This window comes from Natronocalculus amylovorans (genome assembly GCF_023638035.1).
GTDB lineage: Archaea > Halobacteriota > Halobacteria > Halobacteriales > Haloferacaceae > Natronocalculus > Natronocalculus amylovorans.
In genome coordinates, this window is record NZ_JAKRVX010000003.1 from 291,705 (window position 1) to 307,381 (window position 15,677).

General features: G+C 52.5%; 17 protein-coding genes. 8 read left to right on the plus strand and 9 right to left on the minus strand.

All coding sequences use genetic code 11. The features are described 5' to 3' along the window. Positions 1-280 precede the first annotated feature (280 nt). Positions 281-1,699 carry an FAD-binding oxidoreductase gene (locus AArcSt2_RS09610; protein WP_250584220.1) on the plus strand — a complete coding sequence of 473 codons (1,419 nt, stop codon included), beginning with the start codon at positions 281-283 and terminating at the stop codon, positions 1,697-1,699. 36 nt (positions 1,700-1,735) lie between these two features. On the opposite strand, the gene AArcSt2_RS09615 is transcribed toward AArcSt2_RS09610, so the two are convergent. After that, positions 1,736-2,692, minus strand: coding sequence for an ornithine cyclodeaminase family protein (locus AArcSt2_RS09615; protein WP_250584222.1), 957 nt, complete (start codon positions 2,690-2,692; stop codon positions 1,736-1,738). Between the two features lie 98 nt (positions 2,693-2,790). On the opposite strand from AArcSt2_RS09615, the gene AArcSt2_RS09620 reads away from it, so the two are divergent. Continuing rightward, complete coding sequence (locus AArcSt2_RS09620) at positions 2,791-3,960, plus strand: NAD(P)/FAD-dependent oxidoreductase (RefSeq protein WP_250584224.1); 1,170 nt, start codon at positions 2,791-2,793, stop codon at positions 3,958-3,960. 89 nt (positions 3,961-4,049) lie between these two features. Here AArcSt2_RS09620 and AArcSt2_RS09625 read toward each other — a convergent pair whose 3' ends face one another. Next, positions 4,050-5,204: an acyl-CoA dehydrogenase family protein gene (locus AArcSt2_RS09625; RefSeq protein WP_174653691.1), complete on the minus strand. Its 1,155-nt coding sequence runs from the start codon at positions 5,202-5,204 to the stop codon at positions 4,050-4,052. Between the two features lie 124 nt (positions 5,205-5,328). Here AArcSt2_RS09625 and AArcSt2_RS09630 point away from each other — a divergent pair, with 124 nt between their 5' ends. Continuing rightward, the gene (locus AArcSt2_RS09630) at positions 5,329-5,628 is read left to right on the plus strand and encodes a hypothetical protein (protein ID WP_174653690.1); all 300 of its coding nucleotides are present in this window, start codon (positions 5,329-5,331) and stop codon (positions 5,626-5,628) included. Here AArcSt2_RS09630 and AArcSt2_RS09635 read toward each other — a convergent pair whose 3' ends face one another. Next, positions 5,629-6,765: a pyridoxal phosphate-dependent aminotransferase gene (locus tag AArcSt2_RS09635; protein WP_250584226.1), complete on the minus strand. Its 1,137-nt coding sequence runs from the start codon at positions 6,763-6,765 to the stop codon at positions 5,629-5,631. It abuts the gene before it with no gap. 11 nt (positions 6,766-6,776) lie between these two features. Beyond that, positions 6,777-7,265 (minus strand): Lrp/AsnC family transcriptional regulator, encoded by a 489-nt coding sequence (locus AArcSt2_RS09640; RefSeq protein WP_250584228.1) that lies wholly within the window; start codon positions 7,263-7,265, stop codon positions 6,777-6,779. Positions 7,266-7,392: 127 nt separating this feature from the next. On the opposite strand from AArcSt2_RS09640, the gene AArcSt2_RS09645 reads away from it, so the two are divergent. From AArcSt2_RS09645 to AArcSt2_RS09655, 3 genes are all read left to right on the plus strand, one after another. Further along, complete coding sequence (locus AArcSt2_RS09645) at positions 7,393-8,628, plus strand: MFS transporter (RefSeq protein WP_250584230.1); 1,236 nt, start codon at positions 7,393-7,395, stop codon at positions 8,626-8,628. Positions 8,629-8,682: 54 nt separating this feature from the next. Continuing rightward, positions 8,683-9,108, plus strand: a complete 426-nt coding sequence (locus AArcSt2_RS09650) for an EamA family transporter (RefSeq protein WP_174653686.1) — start codon at positions 8,683-8,685, stop codon at positions 9,106-9,108. 64 nt (positions 9,109-9,172) lie between these two features. After that, positions 9,173-9,736, plus strand: coding sequence for a thioredoxin family protein (locus AArcSt2_RS09655; RefSeq protein WP_174653685.1), 564 nt, complete (start codon positions 9,173-9,175; stop codon positions 9,734-9,736). A gap of 2 nt (positions 9,737-9,738) precedes the next feature. Here the strand turns inward: AArcSt2_RS09655 and AArcSt2_RS09660 are convergent, their stop codons facing one another. Together AArcSt2_RS09660 and AArcSt2_RS09665 are read right to left on the minus strand one after the other, a co-directional pair. After that, entirely contained in the window at positions 9,739-10,194 is a 456-nt protein-coding gene (locus AArcSt2_RS09660; protein WP_174653684.1) for an RNA-binding protein, read from the minus strand. Positions 10,195-10,250: 56 nt separating this feature from the next. Further along, the gene (locus AArcSt2_RS09665) at positions 10,251-10,451 is read right to left on the minus strand and encodes a DUF1918 domain-containing protein (protein ID WP_174653683.1); all 201 of its coding nucleotides are present in this window, start codon (positions 10,449-10,451) and stop codon (positions 10,251-10,253) included. A gap of 147 nt (positions 10,452-10,598) precedes the next feature. Here AArcSt2_RS09665 and AArcSt2_RS09670 point away from each other — a divergent pair, with 147 nt between their 5' ends. Next, complete coding sequence (locus tag AArcSt2_RS09670; protein WP_250584232.1) at positions 10,599-11,180, plus strand: NUDIX hydrolase; 582 nt, start codon at positions 10,599-10,601, stop codon at positions 11,178-11,180. A 2-nt stretch (positions 11,181-11,182) separates the two neighbouring features. Here AArcSt2_RS09670 and AArcSt2_RS09675 read toward each other — a convergent pair whose 3' ends face one another. Beyond that, the gene (locus AArcSt2_RS09675; protein ID WP_250584234.1) at positions 11,183-12,268 is read right to left on the minus strand and encodes a phytoene/squalene synthase family protein; all 1,086 of its coding nucleotides are present in this window, start codon (positions 12,266-12,268) and stop codon (positions 11,183-11,185) included. Between the two features lie 125 nt (positions 12,269-12,393). Here AArcSt2_RS09675 and AArcSt2_RS09680 point away from each other — a divergent pair, with 125 nt between their 5' ends. Beyond that, positions 12,394-13,536, plus strand: coding sequence for an acyl-CoA dehydrogenase (locus AArcSt2_RS09680; protein WP_250584236.1), 1,143 nt, complete (start codon positions 12,394-12,396; stop codon positions 13,534-13,536). A gap of 4 nt (positions 13,537-13,540) precedes the next feature. Here the strand turns inward: AArcSt2_RS09680 and AArcSt2_RS09685 are convergent, their stop codons facing one another. Together AArcSt2_RS09685 and AArcSt2_RS09690 are read right to left on the minus strand one after the other, a co-directional pair. After that, positions 13,541-14,632: an AI-2E family transporter gene (locus AArcSt2_RS09685; protein WP_174653679.1), complete on the minus strand. Its 1,092-nt coding sequence runs from the start codon at positions 14,630-14,632 to the stop codon at positions 13,541-13,543. 49 nt (positions 14,633-14,681) lie between these two features. After that, positions 14,682-15,656, minus strand: a complete 975-nt coding sequence (locus AArcSt2_RS09690) for an aldo/keto reductase (protein ID WP_250584238.1) — start codon at positions 15,654-15,656, stop codon at positions 14,682-14,684. Positions 15,657-15,677 lie beyond the last annotated feature (21 nt).

Here is a 15,677-nt window from a genome sequence, read left to right on the forward strand (position 1 = left end):
CTGTATACCCTGTACTGATCGGTGAATGTCAAGCCAGCCTCTCGATTGGCAACTATCGTTCGTGCGAATGTATGGTGGATTTTGTTGAGTTGAACAAGGTCGAACAAAGAGAAAATAGGTAGATCTGCATTAAAAACGTGCCAATAGGATTTCATTAGACTCGTTTTCAGACTGCCTCATCCAGTAACAACGTATTACCGTAGCTGTAGACCCACAGTACATTACTACAGGAAATCATATTGAAAACAGTTATAACTAGCATACTAGTTCGTTTAAACGAATGTCTACCGATTTGACAGTTGGGGCCGCTATCAGCAAGGAGGATCTTACTACGCTCGAATCTGAACTCCGTGGGAGCGTTGTCCGTCCATCGGATTCCGATTTTGACGACCGCCGATCGGTGTGGAACGGGGCGATTGACAACTACCCTCTGCTCATCGTGCAGTGTCAGGGTGCAGTTGATGTACTCAATGCACTTGCATTTGCAACCGAACATGAGCTTCCATTTTCGATCCGCGGTGGTGCACACCACCAAACCGGTGTGGCGATCGCCGAGGACGGTATTGTCCTCGATCTTTCCTCGATGAATCACGTTCGCGTTGATCCTGATGAACAACTTGCACAGGTTGGTCCGGGCTGTCGTGCTCGTGATGTTCTCAAAGAAACACAGCACTACGGGTTAGCACCACCAACAGGCAGTGCAGGTGATGTTGGTGTCGCAGGATCGACGCTTGGCGGTGCAATCGGATGGATGCGCCGAAAGAACGGGCTCGGCATTGATGCACTCCGATCGGTCGATATCGTTACACCGGCTGGTGAACTCATAACTGCAAGCCCTGAAGAAAATGAAGAGCTATTCTGGGCAGTTCGTGGCGGTGGTGGAAACTTTGGCATTGTGACGAACTTTGAGTTTGAACTGTACGAGGTCGGGCCGATCGTCGCTGGACTTGGTGTCTTCTATCCTGCGGAAAACGCACCCGCGCTCTTAACAGAGTATCGGGAAGCAGCAGCTGAGGCACCTGATGAAGTCACGACGATGGCACTGAAAACACACGTGCCAGACCTCCCTCCGATGCCGGATGCGTTGGTGGGTGAGGAAGCGGTTGCAATTCTTGGAAGCTACATTGGTGAGACAGAGGCTGGCATGGATGCGCTCCAACCGTTTCGGGAGTTTACCGACCCGCTCATCGATATGAGCGATCCGATGCCGTACCTCCTCTTACACCAACTCGGAACAATGATGTTCCCGTCCGGTCGAAAGTACAGCCACCGATCGTGTTTTGTTGATGAGCTTTCGGATGATACGATCTCTGCGGTTGTCGATCAGATGGAGACCGCACCATCTGCTCTCTCTGCGATCGGTATCTGGCAGCTGGGGGGCAAAATTGCAGCGGTAGGTAGCGACGAAACAGCCTACCCACACCGTCAGGCAGCGTATATGATTACTGTTGAGTCTAACTGGGAATCCGGCGACGATGATGCAAATATTCAGTGGGCGCGTGGAGGTGACGAACGATTCCGTGAGCTAGGTGGCTATGGTGCATACGCCGGTTTTACAGGGGTTTCCCCGCGCGACTCAGAACCGGTACGTGAACGAGTCTATGGAAGGAACTACGATCGTCTTCTCGAAATTAAAACTACCTATGATGAGCAAAACATCTTGAATAAAAACGTCAATCTCGACCCGTCATCTGAGTAGCCCGAACGTTCGCTCTTTTTATTGTTACAGTAATTCTTAAAAAGGAACAACGGCCCCTCTATCGGCCGATTCGGCAGCATCGTAGACAAATCTTGCCGCTGCGGCATCTAACACAGCAGTTCCAACTGACTTCACCACAACAATCCCCGATCGTGTACTGGGTTTGGATTCGAGTTCACGCCCAAGCGGTTGAATATGTGCTGCGTATTCGCTCGGGATGTCTCCGGTTTCGATCGCTTCTTCTGGAACATCAGCATAGCGCGCTGTCGCTCGCTCGATTGTCTCACGATCAAGCTCCTGCATCGTAGACGTGTAGGCACCAACTGCAATCACGACCGCATCGTCACGAAGTAGCGAGCCGTCAAATGTTGGTGCAGTCGCAGTCGTTGCTGTGACAATAACATCAACATCTGAGACGGCAGCGTCCGATGTCTCAACAGCAACTGCATCAATCCCTTCCGATCGGAGCTCATCTGCACACGTATGTTTTGAATCGCTTGGCGAGTAGATGTGGACCTGCTCGACCGGACATGCGGTGGCGATTGCACGTGTCTGCCACCTCGCCTGTGTTCCCGCCCCAAGTACACCGACCGTAATCGGACCATCGGTGAACTGCCTTGCTGCAAGCCCACCGATACAGCCGGTTCGAGCGTTTGTAATCGTGCGTCCATCTAGGTACCCCAATGGTGTCCCAGTTTCTGCATCGGTTACGGCGATCGTCGCTTGCACTGTTGGTAATCCACGATTCGTATTTCCGTCGTGGACCGTTGCCAATTTTGTCACCGCATATGGCTCACCGTGAATATACGCTGGCATCGCAAGCCCTGTTCCGAGCGGTTCATTGCCGTGAATACCCTGACCGATCGGGTAGTGCGGTCGCTCCGGCCGTGTTACCGTGCCCTGTGCTTGACTGATCAACGCATCCCGACAGAGTGGAAGAAGTTTCTCAAGCGAGAGCAGTTCGTCAACCGCTTCGGCTCTAATGATTCGCATGCCAACGCAAACAACACACGTCCTCGAATAGCCATCGGTCTGTGTGGAATGGTCACATGCCGATCAATTTATACGGAAAATGTGTGAACTGTTGTAGCATGACAAACCCCGTGGTTATTGTTGGTGGGGGAATAATCGGGTTAGCCAGCGCACACGCACTGTGTGAACGTGGTGTTGATGTTCTCGTGTGTGAAAAGGGGTCGATCGGCAGCGGCAGTACCGCTCGATCAGCAGGTGGGATCCGAACACAGTTTTCCACCCGTGTGAATGTTGCACTCTCGCTTGCGAGTCTCCCCACATGGGAATCGTTTGAAAAGCAGTTTGGGGTCGATATTGCGTTCAGACAGGTTGGGTATCTCTTCCTCGCACGCGAGTCGGATACCGCTGACGCGTTCGCAGCCAATGTCGAAATGCAGCAATCGCTCGGAGCGGTCAGTGAACTGCTGTCGCCGGCGGAGGCAGCCGAACACTGCCCCGCGCTCAACACGGAGGCGTTTGTTGCTGCGACGTATGCTGCATCGGATGGGTTCGCAGATCCGTATCTTGCCCTCCAAGGCTACGCGAGCGCGGTCCGTGAGGCAGGTGGCGAAATACGGACAAAGACAGCTGTGACAGATATTCACCACGAGGACGGCGGTCGAGTTACAGGTGTGACGATCGACACACCGGATGGACCCGAGCAGATTGAAACCGCGACAGTCGTGAACGCGTCAGGACCGTGGGCCAAGCAGGTGGCCGCGCTCGCAGACATCGACCTCGCGGTTTCTCCACGGCGGCGACAGGCGCTCGTGGTGGATCCTGAATCACCGATCGAAGCGGACACTCCACTCACAATCGATCTTGATACAGGCTCATATTTCAGACCGGAGCGAGAGGGCGCGGCGATTGTCGGTGGAGAGTTCTCTACAGATGACCCGGAACAGAATCCGGATCACTACACTGAGTCGATCGATCTTGAGTGGGCAGCAACCGCAATCGAGCGTGCTGCCGATGCTGCAACATACTTCGGACCGGAAACGCGGATTCGACGTGGGTGGGCCGGACTGTATGCAGTAACGCCCGACCACCATCCTATCATTGAGGAAACCGTTCCTGGCTTTGTGAACGCGGTTGGATTCTCCGGACATGGGTTCCAGCATGCACCCGCAACGGGCAAACTTGTCGCAGAGATTATTGCAGAGGGAGCGGCAACAACAGTTGATATCTCACAACTGACGAGCGATCGTTTCGACAAAGATGAGCTGCTTGTCGAACGGAACGTCGCCTAGGTCGGCGTTCTGCTGTGCGTCCACAGATCGGAATCGCTCCGAGCACAAGCGCGAATGTGAGAATTAGAATCCGACCGATTTGATGTCTGTTAGAACCCCTTCCCAAGCAGCTCTCGTGCGATGATATTCTTTTGAATCTCCGTTGTCCCTTCATATATCTGGGTGATCTTGGCGTCGCGATAGAATCTCCCAACATCGAAATCATCTACGTAGCCTGCGCCGCCATGCACCTGCACTGCTTCATCGGCAACGTCAGTTGCAACACGCGAGGCATACTCCTTCGCCATCGACGCAAGCATCGTTACATTCTCCGCATCCACATCGACACCCCAAGCAGACTTGTATGTCAGTCCTCGAGCCGCTTCCGTTTGCGTATACATCTCTGCAAGCTTATGTTGAATCGCTTGGAACTCGGAAATCGATCGGCCAAACTGCTCGCGCTCCTGTGCATACTCCAGCGCCCGCTCTGCAGCGCCTTTTGCGATTCCCACTCCCTGTGCTGCAACGGCGGTTCGCGTCTCATCAAAGAACTGCATAATCTGCAAAAAGCCCATGCCACGGGTGCCAACAAGATTCTCTTCTGGGACGCGAACGTCATCAAACACTAACTCTGCGGTGTCGCTAGCACGGATCCCTAGCTTCCCTGTGATTTTTTCTGCGGAGAACCCGTCGCGATCGTTCTCGATGATAATCTGTGAGAAGCCAGTGTAACGATCGTCAACATCCGGATCGGTCTCACAGACCACCACAAAGTAATCGCCAACTGTGCCGTTCGTAATCCACATCTTGTTCCCGTTGATCACCCACTCATCACCATCCTTCTCTGCACGGGTCGAAACCGAACTAACGTCTGATCCTGCATGCGGTTCGCTTATTGCGGCACCCATGACGGCCTCACCCTCCACAAGTGGTGGGAGGTACGTCTCTTTTTGTTCCTCAGTTCCAAACGCAATAATTGCTTCTGCGCCGAAGCCCGCACTCGCAATACAGAGTCCAATACCGGGATCGGCAGCAAACAGTTCCTCAACAAGGATTGCCGTCTCAAGCGTTGAGTAGCCAATACCACCGTACTCGATCGGGACATGCGGTGCCAATAGTCCCATCTCGGCAGCCTTCTCCATCACCGCATCAGGATACGCTTCGTTGCGATCGTACTCCGCAGCGACTGGTTTAATCTCGTTTGCAGCAAAGCGCGATACCTCTTCTCGAAGTGCAATCTGCTCGTCGGTGAGTCCAAAGTCCATACGGTGTGCTCACAACCCGCATAATTATTCCTTTGTGAACCCACGTTGCGTGGTAACAAGTTGTATGAGCAATCGGCACATAGCTGGAAATAACGCTTTTTCAGTCTCTCGGTAAGCCATATCTATGGACGCCAAAACGATGCTTGGCGAGATCGAATCTGCAATCGAGGAAACCTTCGATCCGCATAAACGGCATCAAGAGAAAACACGCGCGGAATCGCGACGAAACGTGTATAAGAAAGCGCTCAAAGAGGTCGAAACTGTTGGCGGGTCAGAGCAGATGCATGCACTTGGCGTTTGGATTCAAAACCAGATCAGATACCATCAGCGGCTTCCGTCAGGCCGTGAAGTAAGAAAACGTGGCGCAGAGATGTGCCGATCGAACGGTCACCGAGTTTCGACCGGCTCATGGCTTGGTGCTTGACTACCCATTAAGAAACGTATCGATCCGGTTCATCGCTTCTTTTAGCTCCCGCATGCTTGTCGCATAAGAGACACGAAGATGGCCTGCACCCCCTTCTCCAAAGACACTTCCGGGGACAACTGCAACTCCCTGTTCTTCCAACAGTGTTTCAGCAAATGCTTCATCATCACCACCGGGTTCTGGGAATGCATAGAACGCACCACGAGCCTCAAAACAGTCCATCCCCATCTCATCAAACCGTGAGAGGACGAACCGGCGGCGACGGTTGTACGCCGATCGCATCTCTGCAACTGCATCACCACAGCTTCTGAGCGCTTCAATCGCAGCAAACTGTGCTGTTGTTGGGGCTGATAACATGGTGTATTGGTGCACCCGATTCATCGCGTCAATACCCTCCGCAGGTCCCATCGCATACCCAAGCCGGAGGCCGGTCATCGCATACGCTTTTGAAAAGCCGTTGATGACAATCGTCCGCTCGCGCATACCAGGTTGTGTGGCGATCGAAGTATGGTTTCCACCATATGTCAGTGCAGCATAGATCTCATCCGCAATCACGGTAATATCGTGTTCAACACAGAACTCCGCAACACGAGCGACCTCACGTTCGTTCATAACCGCACCGGTTGGATTGTTCGGATAACAGAATACGAGAACGTCTGCATCCTCTGCACCTGCTGTTTCGAGTGACTCCGGCGTGAGTACAAACTCATCTTCCGGATACGTTGGGACGCGGATCGGTGTCCCACCTGCAAACTTCACCCCTGGAACGTAAGAGATGTAGCTTGGCTCATGAATTGCAACGCCATCACCCGGGTTAACGAACGTTCGCATTGCAAGGTCAACCGCTTCGCTTGCGCCGGTTGTAACAAGAATCTCTTCATCCGGATCGTACTGCAGCCCCCACTGGCGGACATCTTCTGCAATGTACTGTCTAAGCTCACGCTTGCCTCGGTTTGAGGTATATGAGGTTTTGCCGCGTTCAAGCGAGTCGATCGCAGCCGATCGAGCCGCCCACGGTGCAGAGAAATCCGGCTCACCAACACCCAATGAAATGACATCATCGCGCTCTTCGGCCAACTCAAAGAACTTCCGAATACCGGACTCTGGAACCGACGACGCGCGGTCTGAGATTCGCATCTATTGATCCCTCACGGAGACACCGACAGGCGATCATCGTCATCTCGGTCACCGAACTCAATGCCACCCTCTTTGTATGTGTCCATGATGAAATGCGTCACTGTCTGGGTGACTTCCGGAATTGGCGCAATCTGCTCGGAGATGAACCGAGAAACCGACTGCATCGATTCGCCGTTGACTTCGATCGCAAAATCATAATCCCCGGAGACAAGTCGGAGCGATTCGACCTCCGGGAACTTCGCAATCCGATCTGCAATCTGCTCATAACCGGTTTCTCGATCGAGTTCAACATTGAGTTCAACGAATGCAGCGACATGGCGTTCATCAACTTTGTCCCAATCGATTACCGCTTGATAGCCGTGAACTATCTCTTCGGATTCAAGTTCGGCAATAAGTTGGACGATCGTTTCGACGTCCACTCCCAACTGACGCGCAATATCGTCGACGTCTTCTCTGGCATCCGTCGACAGTACGTCAAGCAGTTCGCGTTTCGTCTCCATATCCACTCATCACAGGTCACACGTCAAAGGGTTTGCTACTGTGCGCGACGCGGTAGCATGGTGGTTGTCGACTGCACAGTTCTCCCCCTTCGGTACCATTTATATTGCCGCCTCAAAATCGGTGGATGTGTCCGAACAGCAATCCCGTCGTGTGATCGCACTTGTCTCTGGATCACATGTGATCAACCATGCATATCTCGTTATTTTAGCGCCGCTTGTGACTGTGCTTGCAACCGAATTTAATGTGTCAGTCGGTGCGATCGGTCTTGCGATCGGAACGCAAGGGGCTGTTGTTGCACTGTTGCAGATTCCATTTGGCGAACTCTCCGATCGTCGTGGGCGATACTTCGTGCTTAAAATCTGTCTGATCGTCGGTGCGATCGGAGCGACACTGACTGCGCTTGCGCCAACATATTGGACGCTTGTTGCTGCGCAAGCTGTGCTCGGTGTTGGGGTGGCTGGTCATCATCCTGCGCACTATCCAATGCTCGCAGCAGCAAGTACAGAAGACAAACGTGGCCGCGCATACAGCTACCATGCGCTTGGCGGGGCACTTGGATTTGGCCTGCCATTTGGTGCGGTTGCGGTCGCACGCATCCTGGGCTACTCGTGGCGGGTTGCACTGCTTTCGGTTGCGATTATCGGTGCACTCTATGGAATTGGCTGTCTCCTCGCACTCCGTTCTGCGGATCCTCGAATAACTGGCCCCGCAAAAGACGTTGACGCAACAACTGGCTCGCGGATGCAGGATGCAATTCGCAGCCTCAAAGCGTCGGTTAAATCTGCACCCATTCTCGGAATTGCGATCCTCTCGCTTGTCACCTCTGCTGCAGCATGGGTGATTCGAACGTATGCGCCGATCCTCTACGAGCAAACGTATGGATTGTCTCCCGAGGTTGTTGGCTTATTCATGTCTGCCATGTTCATCGTTGAGGCTGTGCTCATTCTGTTTGGCGGGGTTGTGACCGACCGCTTCGATCCGATCGGCGTGATGATTGGTGGCTACCTCGGATTAACTGTGCTTGCGGTGTCGCTTGCAACTGGATCAGTGCCGCTTGCACTGCTTGCGATCGGGTTGACATTCACCGGCACCATTACCGTGAGTCGTCCAGCTCGATCGACACTCACCGATCGGCTCTCTGCACGTGCAGATCTTGGCAAAAATTTTGCGGTCGTGAGTGTCGGTATCTCTGCAGGTGGTGCAATCGCACCGCCGGTATTTGGGTGGCTTCTAGATGTTATTGGGGTACAACTTGTGTTTGGACTTGTTGCGGTGCTCGGCGGTGTCTGTCTGGGAATGACGTTGTGGCTTGATCGAATGACCCCGGATCGACATCCAACAGGAGCACTACAAGCGGAGTGAGACGCGGCTGGCCGCCATCAGAACCGCTAACACGATTGAGCGGTCTCATTCTGTATGAACTATCTTCCATGGGCAGTTCTCGCGCTGGCGGCATACACCCTTGTTGCGCCGTTAATGCGGGTCGCAACAACCGGCGATGGGGCAATTCCATCCGATATTGCAACGATGATCTCAAACACCGTTCTTGTCGTGGCCGCAGCTGGCATTGTTGTTGCAACGAGCCAAAACGTGAGTGCACATCTCACGAGCTCGAAAATTCCATATGCCCTTGCAGCAGGTGTTTGTCTTGCGATCGGTATTCTTGCGTACTATCGGGCGCTTTCGCTTGGACCGGTGAGTGTAGTCACACCTGTATTTGGGCTCTTTCTTGTGACAAGTTCCGTGTTAGGAATTCTTGTTCTCGGGGAGGATTTCACTGCGAGAAAGCTACTTGGAATCGTCTTTGCCGTGCTTGCGGTATACTTTGTCACAGTCGAGTAACAGTCCGCACAGACGATCTTCTGCAAGCCGAACTATTTTGCGATCGGGCTATTAACAGTCAGCTATGGTCCTAAAAGAATCCGAATCCGAGCTCGATCGTGGTGACGAAGCACCAGATTTTGAACTCAAAGGGACAGATGGGGAGCGTTACTCGCTTTCATCGTTCACCGACAACGCGGCGCTGTTAGTGGTGTTCACATGTAACCACTGTCCATACGCGAAGGCGAAATTCGAACTCCTCAACGAGTTGGCTGCAGACTACGATGATGCGGCGATCGTTGGGATCAATCCAAACGCAAATGAGGAGTACCCAGACGACTCTTATGAGCGGATGGTTGAACTCACAGCTGATGGAACGATCGCATACGATGCATACCTCTATGACGAAACACAGGCGGCTGCTGCAGCGTATGGGGCAGTCTGTACCCCTGATCCATTCCTCTTCGAGAATGATAACGGCACGTGGCGGCTTGCATACCACGGGCGGCTTGATGATGCACTAAACCCGGATGCAGAGCCAACGGCGTTTTACATCCGTGATGCGATCGACGAGGTTCTTGCTGGTGAGGCTGTTTCACATCCCGATCGGCCATCACAGGGTTGTTCGATCAAGTGGACTGACAACTGAAGCTACGTCGATCTGGCTTTACCAGCCTGTTCTTTTGCCTGCTTCAGTGCAGTTTCCGCATTTTCGACCGCAGCGGCGTGTTTTGCAGGATATGCCTCAACTTTTGCTCGAAGGGTGATGCCATTGCCGATCTCGATGCTGTTTTTGAACGCTTGTTGTTTGTCTAGTCGAAGGAAGAACGAGCAGTTATCATCAATTCGTTCATCAAGCTCTCCGATAATTGTGTCAATATCGTCGAGCTCGCTCAATCGCTCAAGCACATATCGCATATCATCGGCCAACTCAACGCGAGCCGAAAGGATGATGATTCGATCGCCGTGATGTCCCTTGTTTTCGACGCGATCGAGTTCAAACTCGTCCGGAAGCAGGTTTCTGATTGCGTCTTCAACCCGTTTTTCATCCTCAGTCGCATAACAAAACGTCCGCAGATCGATGTAATGAAACGGAACACTCGCCATTAGTTGATCTCTACGCGGGCGCAGTGAAAAAGGGCGTGGCTTAGGATAACCGGTGTTTACTCTTCGTCAGTTTCGCTGTCGTCTGCTGCTGAGAGGGCATCAGCAGGAACGCCTGCTTCCTGTCCTTCATCGAAACTAACGGTGTAGGTTGCTTCACCGAACATGTTTTCGATGACCTGCGTGACTGTCCCTGTCTCTCCATCAAACTCGCTGTGTTTGTCTGCCAGGACAACTTTGTCGTCTTTCTCAAAGCTCATAGTCTATATTCTGTTGAGATGCCTATAAGGTCGGTGATTCACCGTGCAGTATGGTCGAAGGATTATTGACTTGTGCGCGAGTAATAATTGGCATGATTATTTCGTTGCGTTGCCTTCCAACCACGCCATCATCTTCAGTTCCAATATATGACGGCGGTTGATGAACTCTGGTTTCTCGCTGATCGTGCCGCCCAACAAGCTGAACAAACCTACCATACCCTCAGTAGTCGATACGACTCTTTTATACTCGCAGAGCGAACCGATCGTGTCTCTCGTCCGCGGTTTCGAACACTCGCTGACCGAATTGTCAACTGTGGCGCGCCTTACGGTGCACATACGATCGTTTATAACCGGATAGATGGTGGTTCTGTGTTGCTTGTGTACCACGATGGTGTTAATAAGTGGGTGCTTCCCGGTGGCGAGATCGACGGTGGGGAAACATACCGAGAAGCCGCAGTTCGTGAACTACACGAAGAAGCAGGGATTGACGCAACATATGAAGGTCTCACCATGCTCACTCGTGTCACAATAACAACGCGATCGTATCAAACATGGGGCGTATTACCCGTCTTTGCTGCACAAACCGAGTGCGTTGAAACAACGGTCTCAGATCCCGATAATGAAATCACTGCTGCAAAGTGGTTCAGTTTCAGTTCGTTGCCCGAGGAGACACGCGATCGGTCGGCACTCAAAGAGTGGTGGGACGGACAGAAAGAAACCGCAGAGTGAGCTTACCGCGTCTGTGCGTTTGAGATTGCACGGTGGAACGGCTGATCAGCGATCTGCCGTCGAAATTCGACGATCGAATCTTTTCCGGTTGTACTCATGGCTGCGACAACAGCATATACTTCTTCGCGAGACACTTTGACACCCGTTTCGGTGAGTGCATCTTCCGGCCGAGCAGTAAGCTCACGAAGTGTTCCAACTGCAAGGAGGAATGGGACACCCCATGCAGCCATCGTGTTTCCGTGTTTCAACGGCATTGCAGTCAGGTACTTTTCGGCGTCATCAAGGAATGAATGAGCGTGGTCTGCAGTTCGGTTCACCACTGCAGCGGCCGCGTCTCGGTTCGATGGATCAACGACACTGTCTTGATCAATTCCTTCATCAGCAAGCCACTCTGCAGGCAAGTAGACATTGTTCTCTTCTGTGTAATCGTCATACACGTCTTTCGAGATGTTCACCAACTGCAAGAGCAATCCAAACTCTTCTGCGGTCTCATACAGTGTTTGGCGCTTCTCGGATGCAAGGTCGCCTCGCGTAAGGAGATTTGTGATCAGATTCCCAACGGTTCCGGCTGCATAGTAGCAGTACTCTTCGAGTTCATCACGTGTGTTGATTCGGAGGCCACCGTTGTCCGCGTGGCGTTCGACAAACATCGCCATCCCACTGACAAGTTCAGAAACAGGCGGGACGATCGCTTCTTGAACGTCGGCTGGAAGGCTTTCAAATGCGGAGAGGACTCGTGGTGCAGCCGCGACAACCTCCCAATCAGCCGATCGCTCAGCAACTGGTGGCAGCCATGGATCGATCGCAACAAGGAATGCATCAATCTCGGTCTCTGAATCCGGATCGATCGCCTCGTTGTAGATCTCTAAGGCCTCAGCCTGTTCTTTTGGTGGGATGTGACCTGCATCCTCGACAGTATCAGCAATTCGACAAAGGAGATAGCCCAGACAGATGTGCGTTGACATTGGCTCTTCGAGCACGTCAACAGTCAGCGCAAACGTCCGTGAAACGTCCTGAACGGCGTCGTGACACCATCGCAGGTCGTCTTCGACGTCAGTCCCGGGTGGGCGAGATTCGTGTCCGCTCATTCAAGTACTCTACTGTATGTAAGCAGGCCTAAAAAGTCTCTTGGGCAAGAGATGGATTTCTGCCAGTAGTCTAGGATGAAAAACCGTGTGGAAACGCCTAAGGTAGCACACCGAAAACGTGGGATATGGATTTTAGCCTCTCCGCTGAACAACGCCAAATTCGGGATATGGTTTCGGAGTTTGTTGATGAAGAGATCAAACCTCGTGCTGAGGAGATCGATAAAACCGACGAGTTTCCTGCAGACCTTGTTGCTGAGATGGGCAAGCTTGGACTTATGGGAATGCCGTTTCCGGAGGAGTATGGTGGTGCTGGACTGGATTACCACAGCTATGCGATCGGTCTTGCTGAAATCTCGCGCGGCTCAGGTGGGCTCGGAACGGTAGTCGCAGCACATACAAGTCTCGCTGGAAACATGCTGTATGCATTTGGCGATGACGAGCAAAAAGAACAGTACCTTACACCACTAAATGAGGGAACGGATATCGGTGCATTCGCACTTTCGGAAGCCAGTGCAGGAAGCGATGTTCCGGCTATGGAGACGACTGCTGAGAAAGATGGGGGCGAATACATACTCAACGGCGGAAAGCTCTGGATCTCAAACGGATCCGTGGCAGAGACGGTAACTGTCTTTGCAAAGACCGATCCGGATGCCGGAAATAAGGGGATCTCTTCGTTTATTGTCCGTCCCGAAGAGGATGATGGCTTCATTGTCGAAGGAACCGAACACAAACTGGGTGATAAGGGCTGTCCGACTGCAGAGCTACGATTTGATGAGCTGCGAATCCCTGCCGATCGGCTCCTTGGAGACGAAGGTGACGGCTTCGTCCACGCACTAAAAACGCTGAACGGTGGTCGCATTACGATCGCAGCCCGATCGGTCGGCATTGCGCAAGCAGCACTGGATGACGCAGTGAACTATAGCCAAGAGCGAGAGCAGTTCGATGGCCCAATTAGCCAGTTCCAAGCGATCCAGCACAAGCTTGCAGACATGGATACCAAACTACAGTGCGCACGCCTGCTTATGCACCAGGCAGCCGATAAAAAGATTCGCGGTGAGAAGTTCATCAAGGAGGCAGCGCAGGCAAAACTGTATGCGAGTGAGATTTCCCGTGAGGTTGCAAACGAAGCGATTCAGATCCACGGTGGCTACGGCTACACAACGGATTTCGCAGTCGAGCGATACTACCGGGATGCGAAGCTCAACGAAATTTACGAAGGGACCAGTGAGATTCTTCGGAATACGATCGCCGCACAGCTGTTAGACTGAACGATTAGGATGCCTGTCGCGGTTGGGGTGGCCGATTGACGTTATCTGTTATTTCTCCGTCTTGACCGGTGTACGGGCTGTATGCCTCGGCAAATACCTCGGTGAATGCTTTTGTGACGCCGACAACAAGCGGTCCCAAAAAGATGCCAATAAATCCAAACAGAAACACACCGCCAAAAATGCCGAGGAGAAACAGTCCGGGATTCATCTGTGCGGTTCGAGCCCCGATCATACCGCGTAACAAATTATCTGAGAGGCTGATCACAATCAGCCCAAACAACCCCAAAAACAGTGCTGAAAGAAACTGTCCACCCGCAAGCAGATAGAGCGTTGCAGGAATCCAGATCGCAGATGCCCCAATGACAGGCAAAATTGCAAAGAACACGGCAATGACGGTCCAGAATACGATACTAGAGAATCCGCTAATCGCCAAGGCAATTCCTGTGAGCACGCCCTGAATCACCGACACAAGCACGCTCCCAACAATAATCGCCCACAAGAGGCGGTCTACCCGATCGTGTAACTCCATGCGCAGCGGTTCCGGTAATGGCGTAACCGAGTGAATCCACGCAACAAACCGATCGCCATCTTTCAAAAAATAATACAACAACAGACCAAAGACGGCGATTCCAACAAGGAACTCAGTTACACCACCAAGCAACGAGACTACATTTGTCACGTACCCCGCAATGCCACCTGGTTCACCAGTCAGGAACTCGATGAGGAAGCCTTCGCCCCGACCGATCCATCCGGGTGTATCAACCGGTCTCCCGAGCAGATTCTCAACCCGCTGATCAATAAGAAACAAATCAATCTCACCCTCTTCAATGCGAGTGCCAATCTCTATGGCTTCAAGAATCGCAATTCTGAGGATCAACACAACGGGAATGACGAATAGCAGGGTTGTTGCAACTACTAACAGCGCAGCGGAAATACCTGCACTCAGCCGATCGGTGAGCCGATGTTGAAGCGGCAAGAGGAGATAGGCGACAAGTGCAGCACCCACAATTGGTGTCACAAATGGAAGGAACAAAAGTGCAGTCAGCAATCCGAGTATCGCCAAGACAGACAGCGCAAAGCCGTTTGTAAGCTCCATGACCGAACACGGTCAGAGATACGGTTAGTAGCTGTTACCAGATACGTGACTACTCGTGACCGGAAACACGAACCGATTCATACGGTTCTTCAAGATATTCGATATCGCTACTAGTCAGGTTGATTGACAGCGCTTCAACGGCATCTTCGAGATGTTCGATCGACGTTGTCCCAACGATTGGTGCAGTGACAACGTCTTTTGAAAGGACCCATGCAAGCGCAATCTGGGCCATCTTCACGCCTTTCTCTTCAGCGAGCTCTACAACGCGGGCGTTAATCTCTTTGCCACCGCCCTCGCGGTATGGATGTCTGTACAGATGCTCTTCAGTCTCCCCACGTGTTGTCGAGTCGATCTGGTCATCCGGACGGGTCAGATAGCCGCGAGCAAGCGGTGACCACGGGATCACACCAACGTCTTCTTTTTTACAGAGTGGCAGCATCTCTCGTTCCTCCTCCCGATAGACAAGATTGTAGTGGTTCTGCATCGTCACAAACCGATCGAGACCGAGTGAGTCACTCGTATACAACATATCCGAGAACTGATGTGCCCACATGGATGATGCACCAACGTATCTGGTTTTTCCACGTCGAACTGCATCGTCAAGCGCTCGTAGTGTCGTTTTCGGTGGTGTGTCGTAATCGTAGCGGTGGATCTGGAGGAGATCGAGCGTATCCATCCCTAATCGATCGAGACTGGCATCTAACTCCTGTTCGATCGCCTTTCGGGAGAGTCCGCCCGAGTTTGGGTCGTTCTCGTCCATCTGGAAGTAGACTTTACTGGCGACAACTGCCTCATCGCGGCGGCCTTCTAGCGCCTTCCCGAGTACTCGCTCGGACTCTCCGTTTGAGTACATATTAGCCGTATCAAAGAAATTGATTCCAAGATCGATCGCCCGATCAACCAACTCAATCCCCTCTTTTTCATCAAGGACCCACCCACGCCAGTCGCTTGAGCCAAAACTCATACAGCCTAAACAGATTTTCGAGACTTCCATACCAGTCGTGCCAAGCGTCGTGTACTCCATGTGGGATACTCACACGCAACC

Bases quoted from the DNA above. Each gene is read 5' to 3' on its own strand.
- AArcSt2_RS09610 (WP_250584220.1), top strand. From the start codon at position 281: ATGTCTACCGATTTGACAGTTGGGGCCGCTATCAGCAAGGAGGATCTT.
- AArcSt2_RS09615 (WP_250584222.1), bottom strand. From the start codon at position 2,692: ATGCGAATCATTAGAGCCGAAGCGGTTGACGAACTGCTCTCGCTTGAG.
- AArcSt2_RS09620 (WP_250584224.1), top strand. From the start codon at position 2,791: ATGACAAACCCCGTGGTTATTGTTGGTGGGGGAATAATCGGGTTAGCC.
- AArcSt2_RS09625 (WP_174653691.1), bottom strand. From the start codon at position 5,204: ATGGACTTTGGACTCACCGACGAGCAGATTGCACTTCGAGAAGAGGTA.
- AArcSt2_RS09630 (WP_174653690.1), top strand. From the start codon at position 5,329: ATGGACGCCAAAACGATGCTTGGCGAGATCGAATCTGCAATCGAGGAA.
- AArcSt2_RS09635 (WP_250584226.1), bottom strand. From the start codon at position 6,765: ATGCGAATCTCAGACCGCGCGTCGTCGGTTCCAGAGTCCGGTATTCGG.
- AArcSt2_RS09640 (WP_250584228.1), bottom strand. From the start codon at position 7,265: ATGGAGACGAAACGCGAACTGCTTGACGTACTGTCGACGGATGCCAGA.
- AArcSt2_RS09650 (WP_174653686.1), top strand. From the start codon at position 8,683: ATGAACTATCTTCCATGGGCAGTTCTCGCGCTGGCGGCATACACCCTT.
- AArcSt2_RS09655 (WP_174653685.1), top strand. From the start codon at position 9,173: ATGGTCCTAAAAGAATCCGAATCCGAGCTCGATCGTGGTGACGAAGCA.
- AArcSt2_RS09660 (WP_174653684.1), bottom strand. From the start codon at position 10,194: ATGGCGAGTGTTCCGTTTCATTACATCGATCTGCGGACGTTTTGTTAT.
- AArcSt2_RS09665 (WP_174653683.1), bottom strand. From the start codon at position 10,451: ATGAGCTTTGAGAAAGACGACAAAGTTGTCCTGGCAGACAAACACAGC.
- AArcSt2_RS09670 (WP_250584232.1), top strand. From the start codon at position 10,599: ATGACGGCGGTTGATGAACTCTGGTTTCTCGCTGATCGTGCCGCCCAA.
- AArcSt2_RS09675 (WP_250584234.1), bottom strand. From the start codon at position 12,268: ATGAGCGGACACGAATCTCGCCCACCCGGGACTGACGTCGAAGACGAC.
- AArcSt2_RS09680 (WP_250584236.1), top strand. From the start codon at position 12,394: ATGGATTTTAGCCTCTCCGCTGAACAACGCCAAATTCGGGATATGGTT.
- AArcSt2_RS09685 (WP_174653679.1), bottom strand. From the start codon at position 14,632: ATGGAGCTTACAAACGGCTTTGCGCTGTCTGTCTTGGCGATACTCGGA.
- AArcSt2_RS09690 (WP_250584238.1), bottom strand. From the start codon at position 15,656: ATGGAGTACACGACGCTTGGCACGACTGGTATGGAAGTCTCGAAAATC.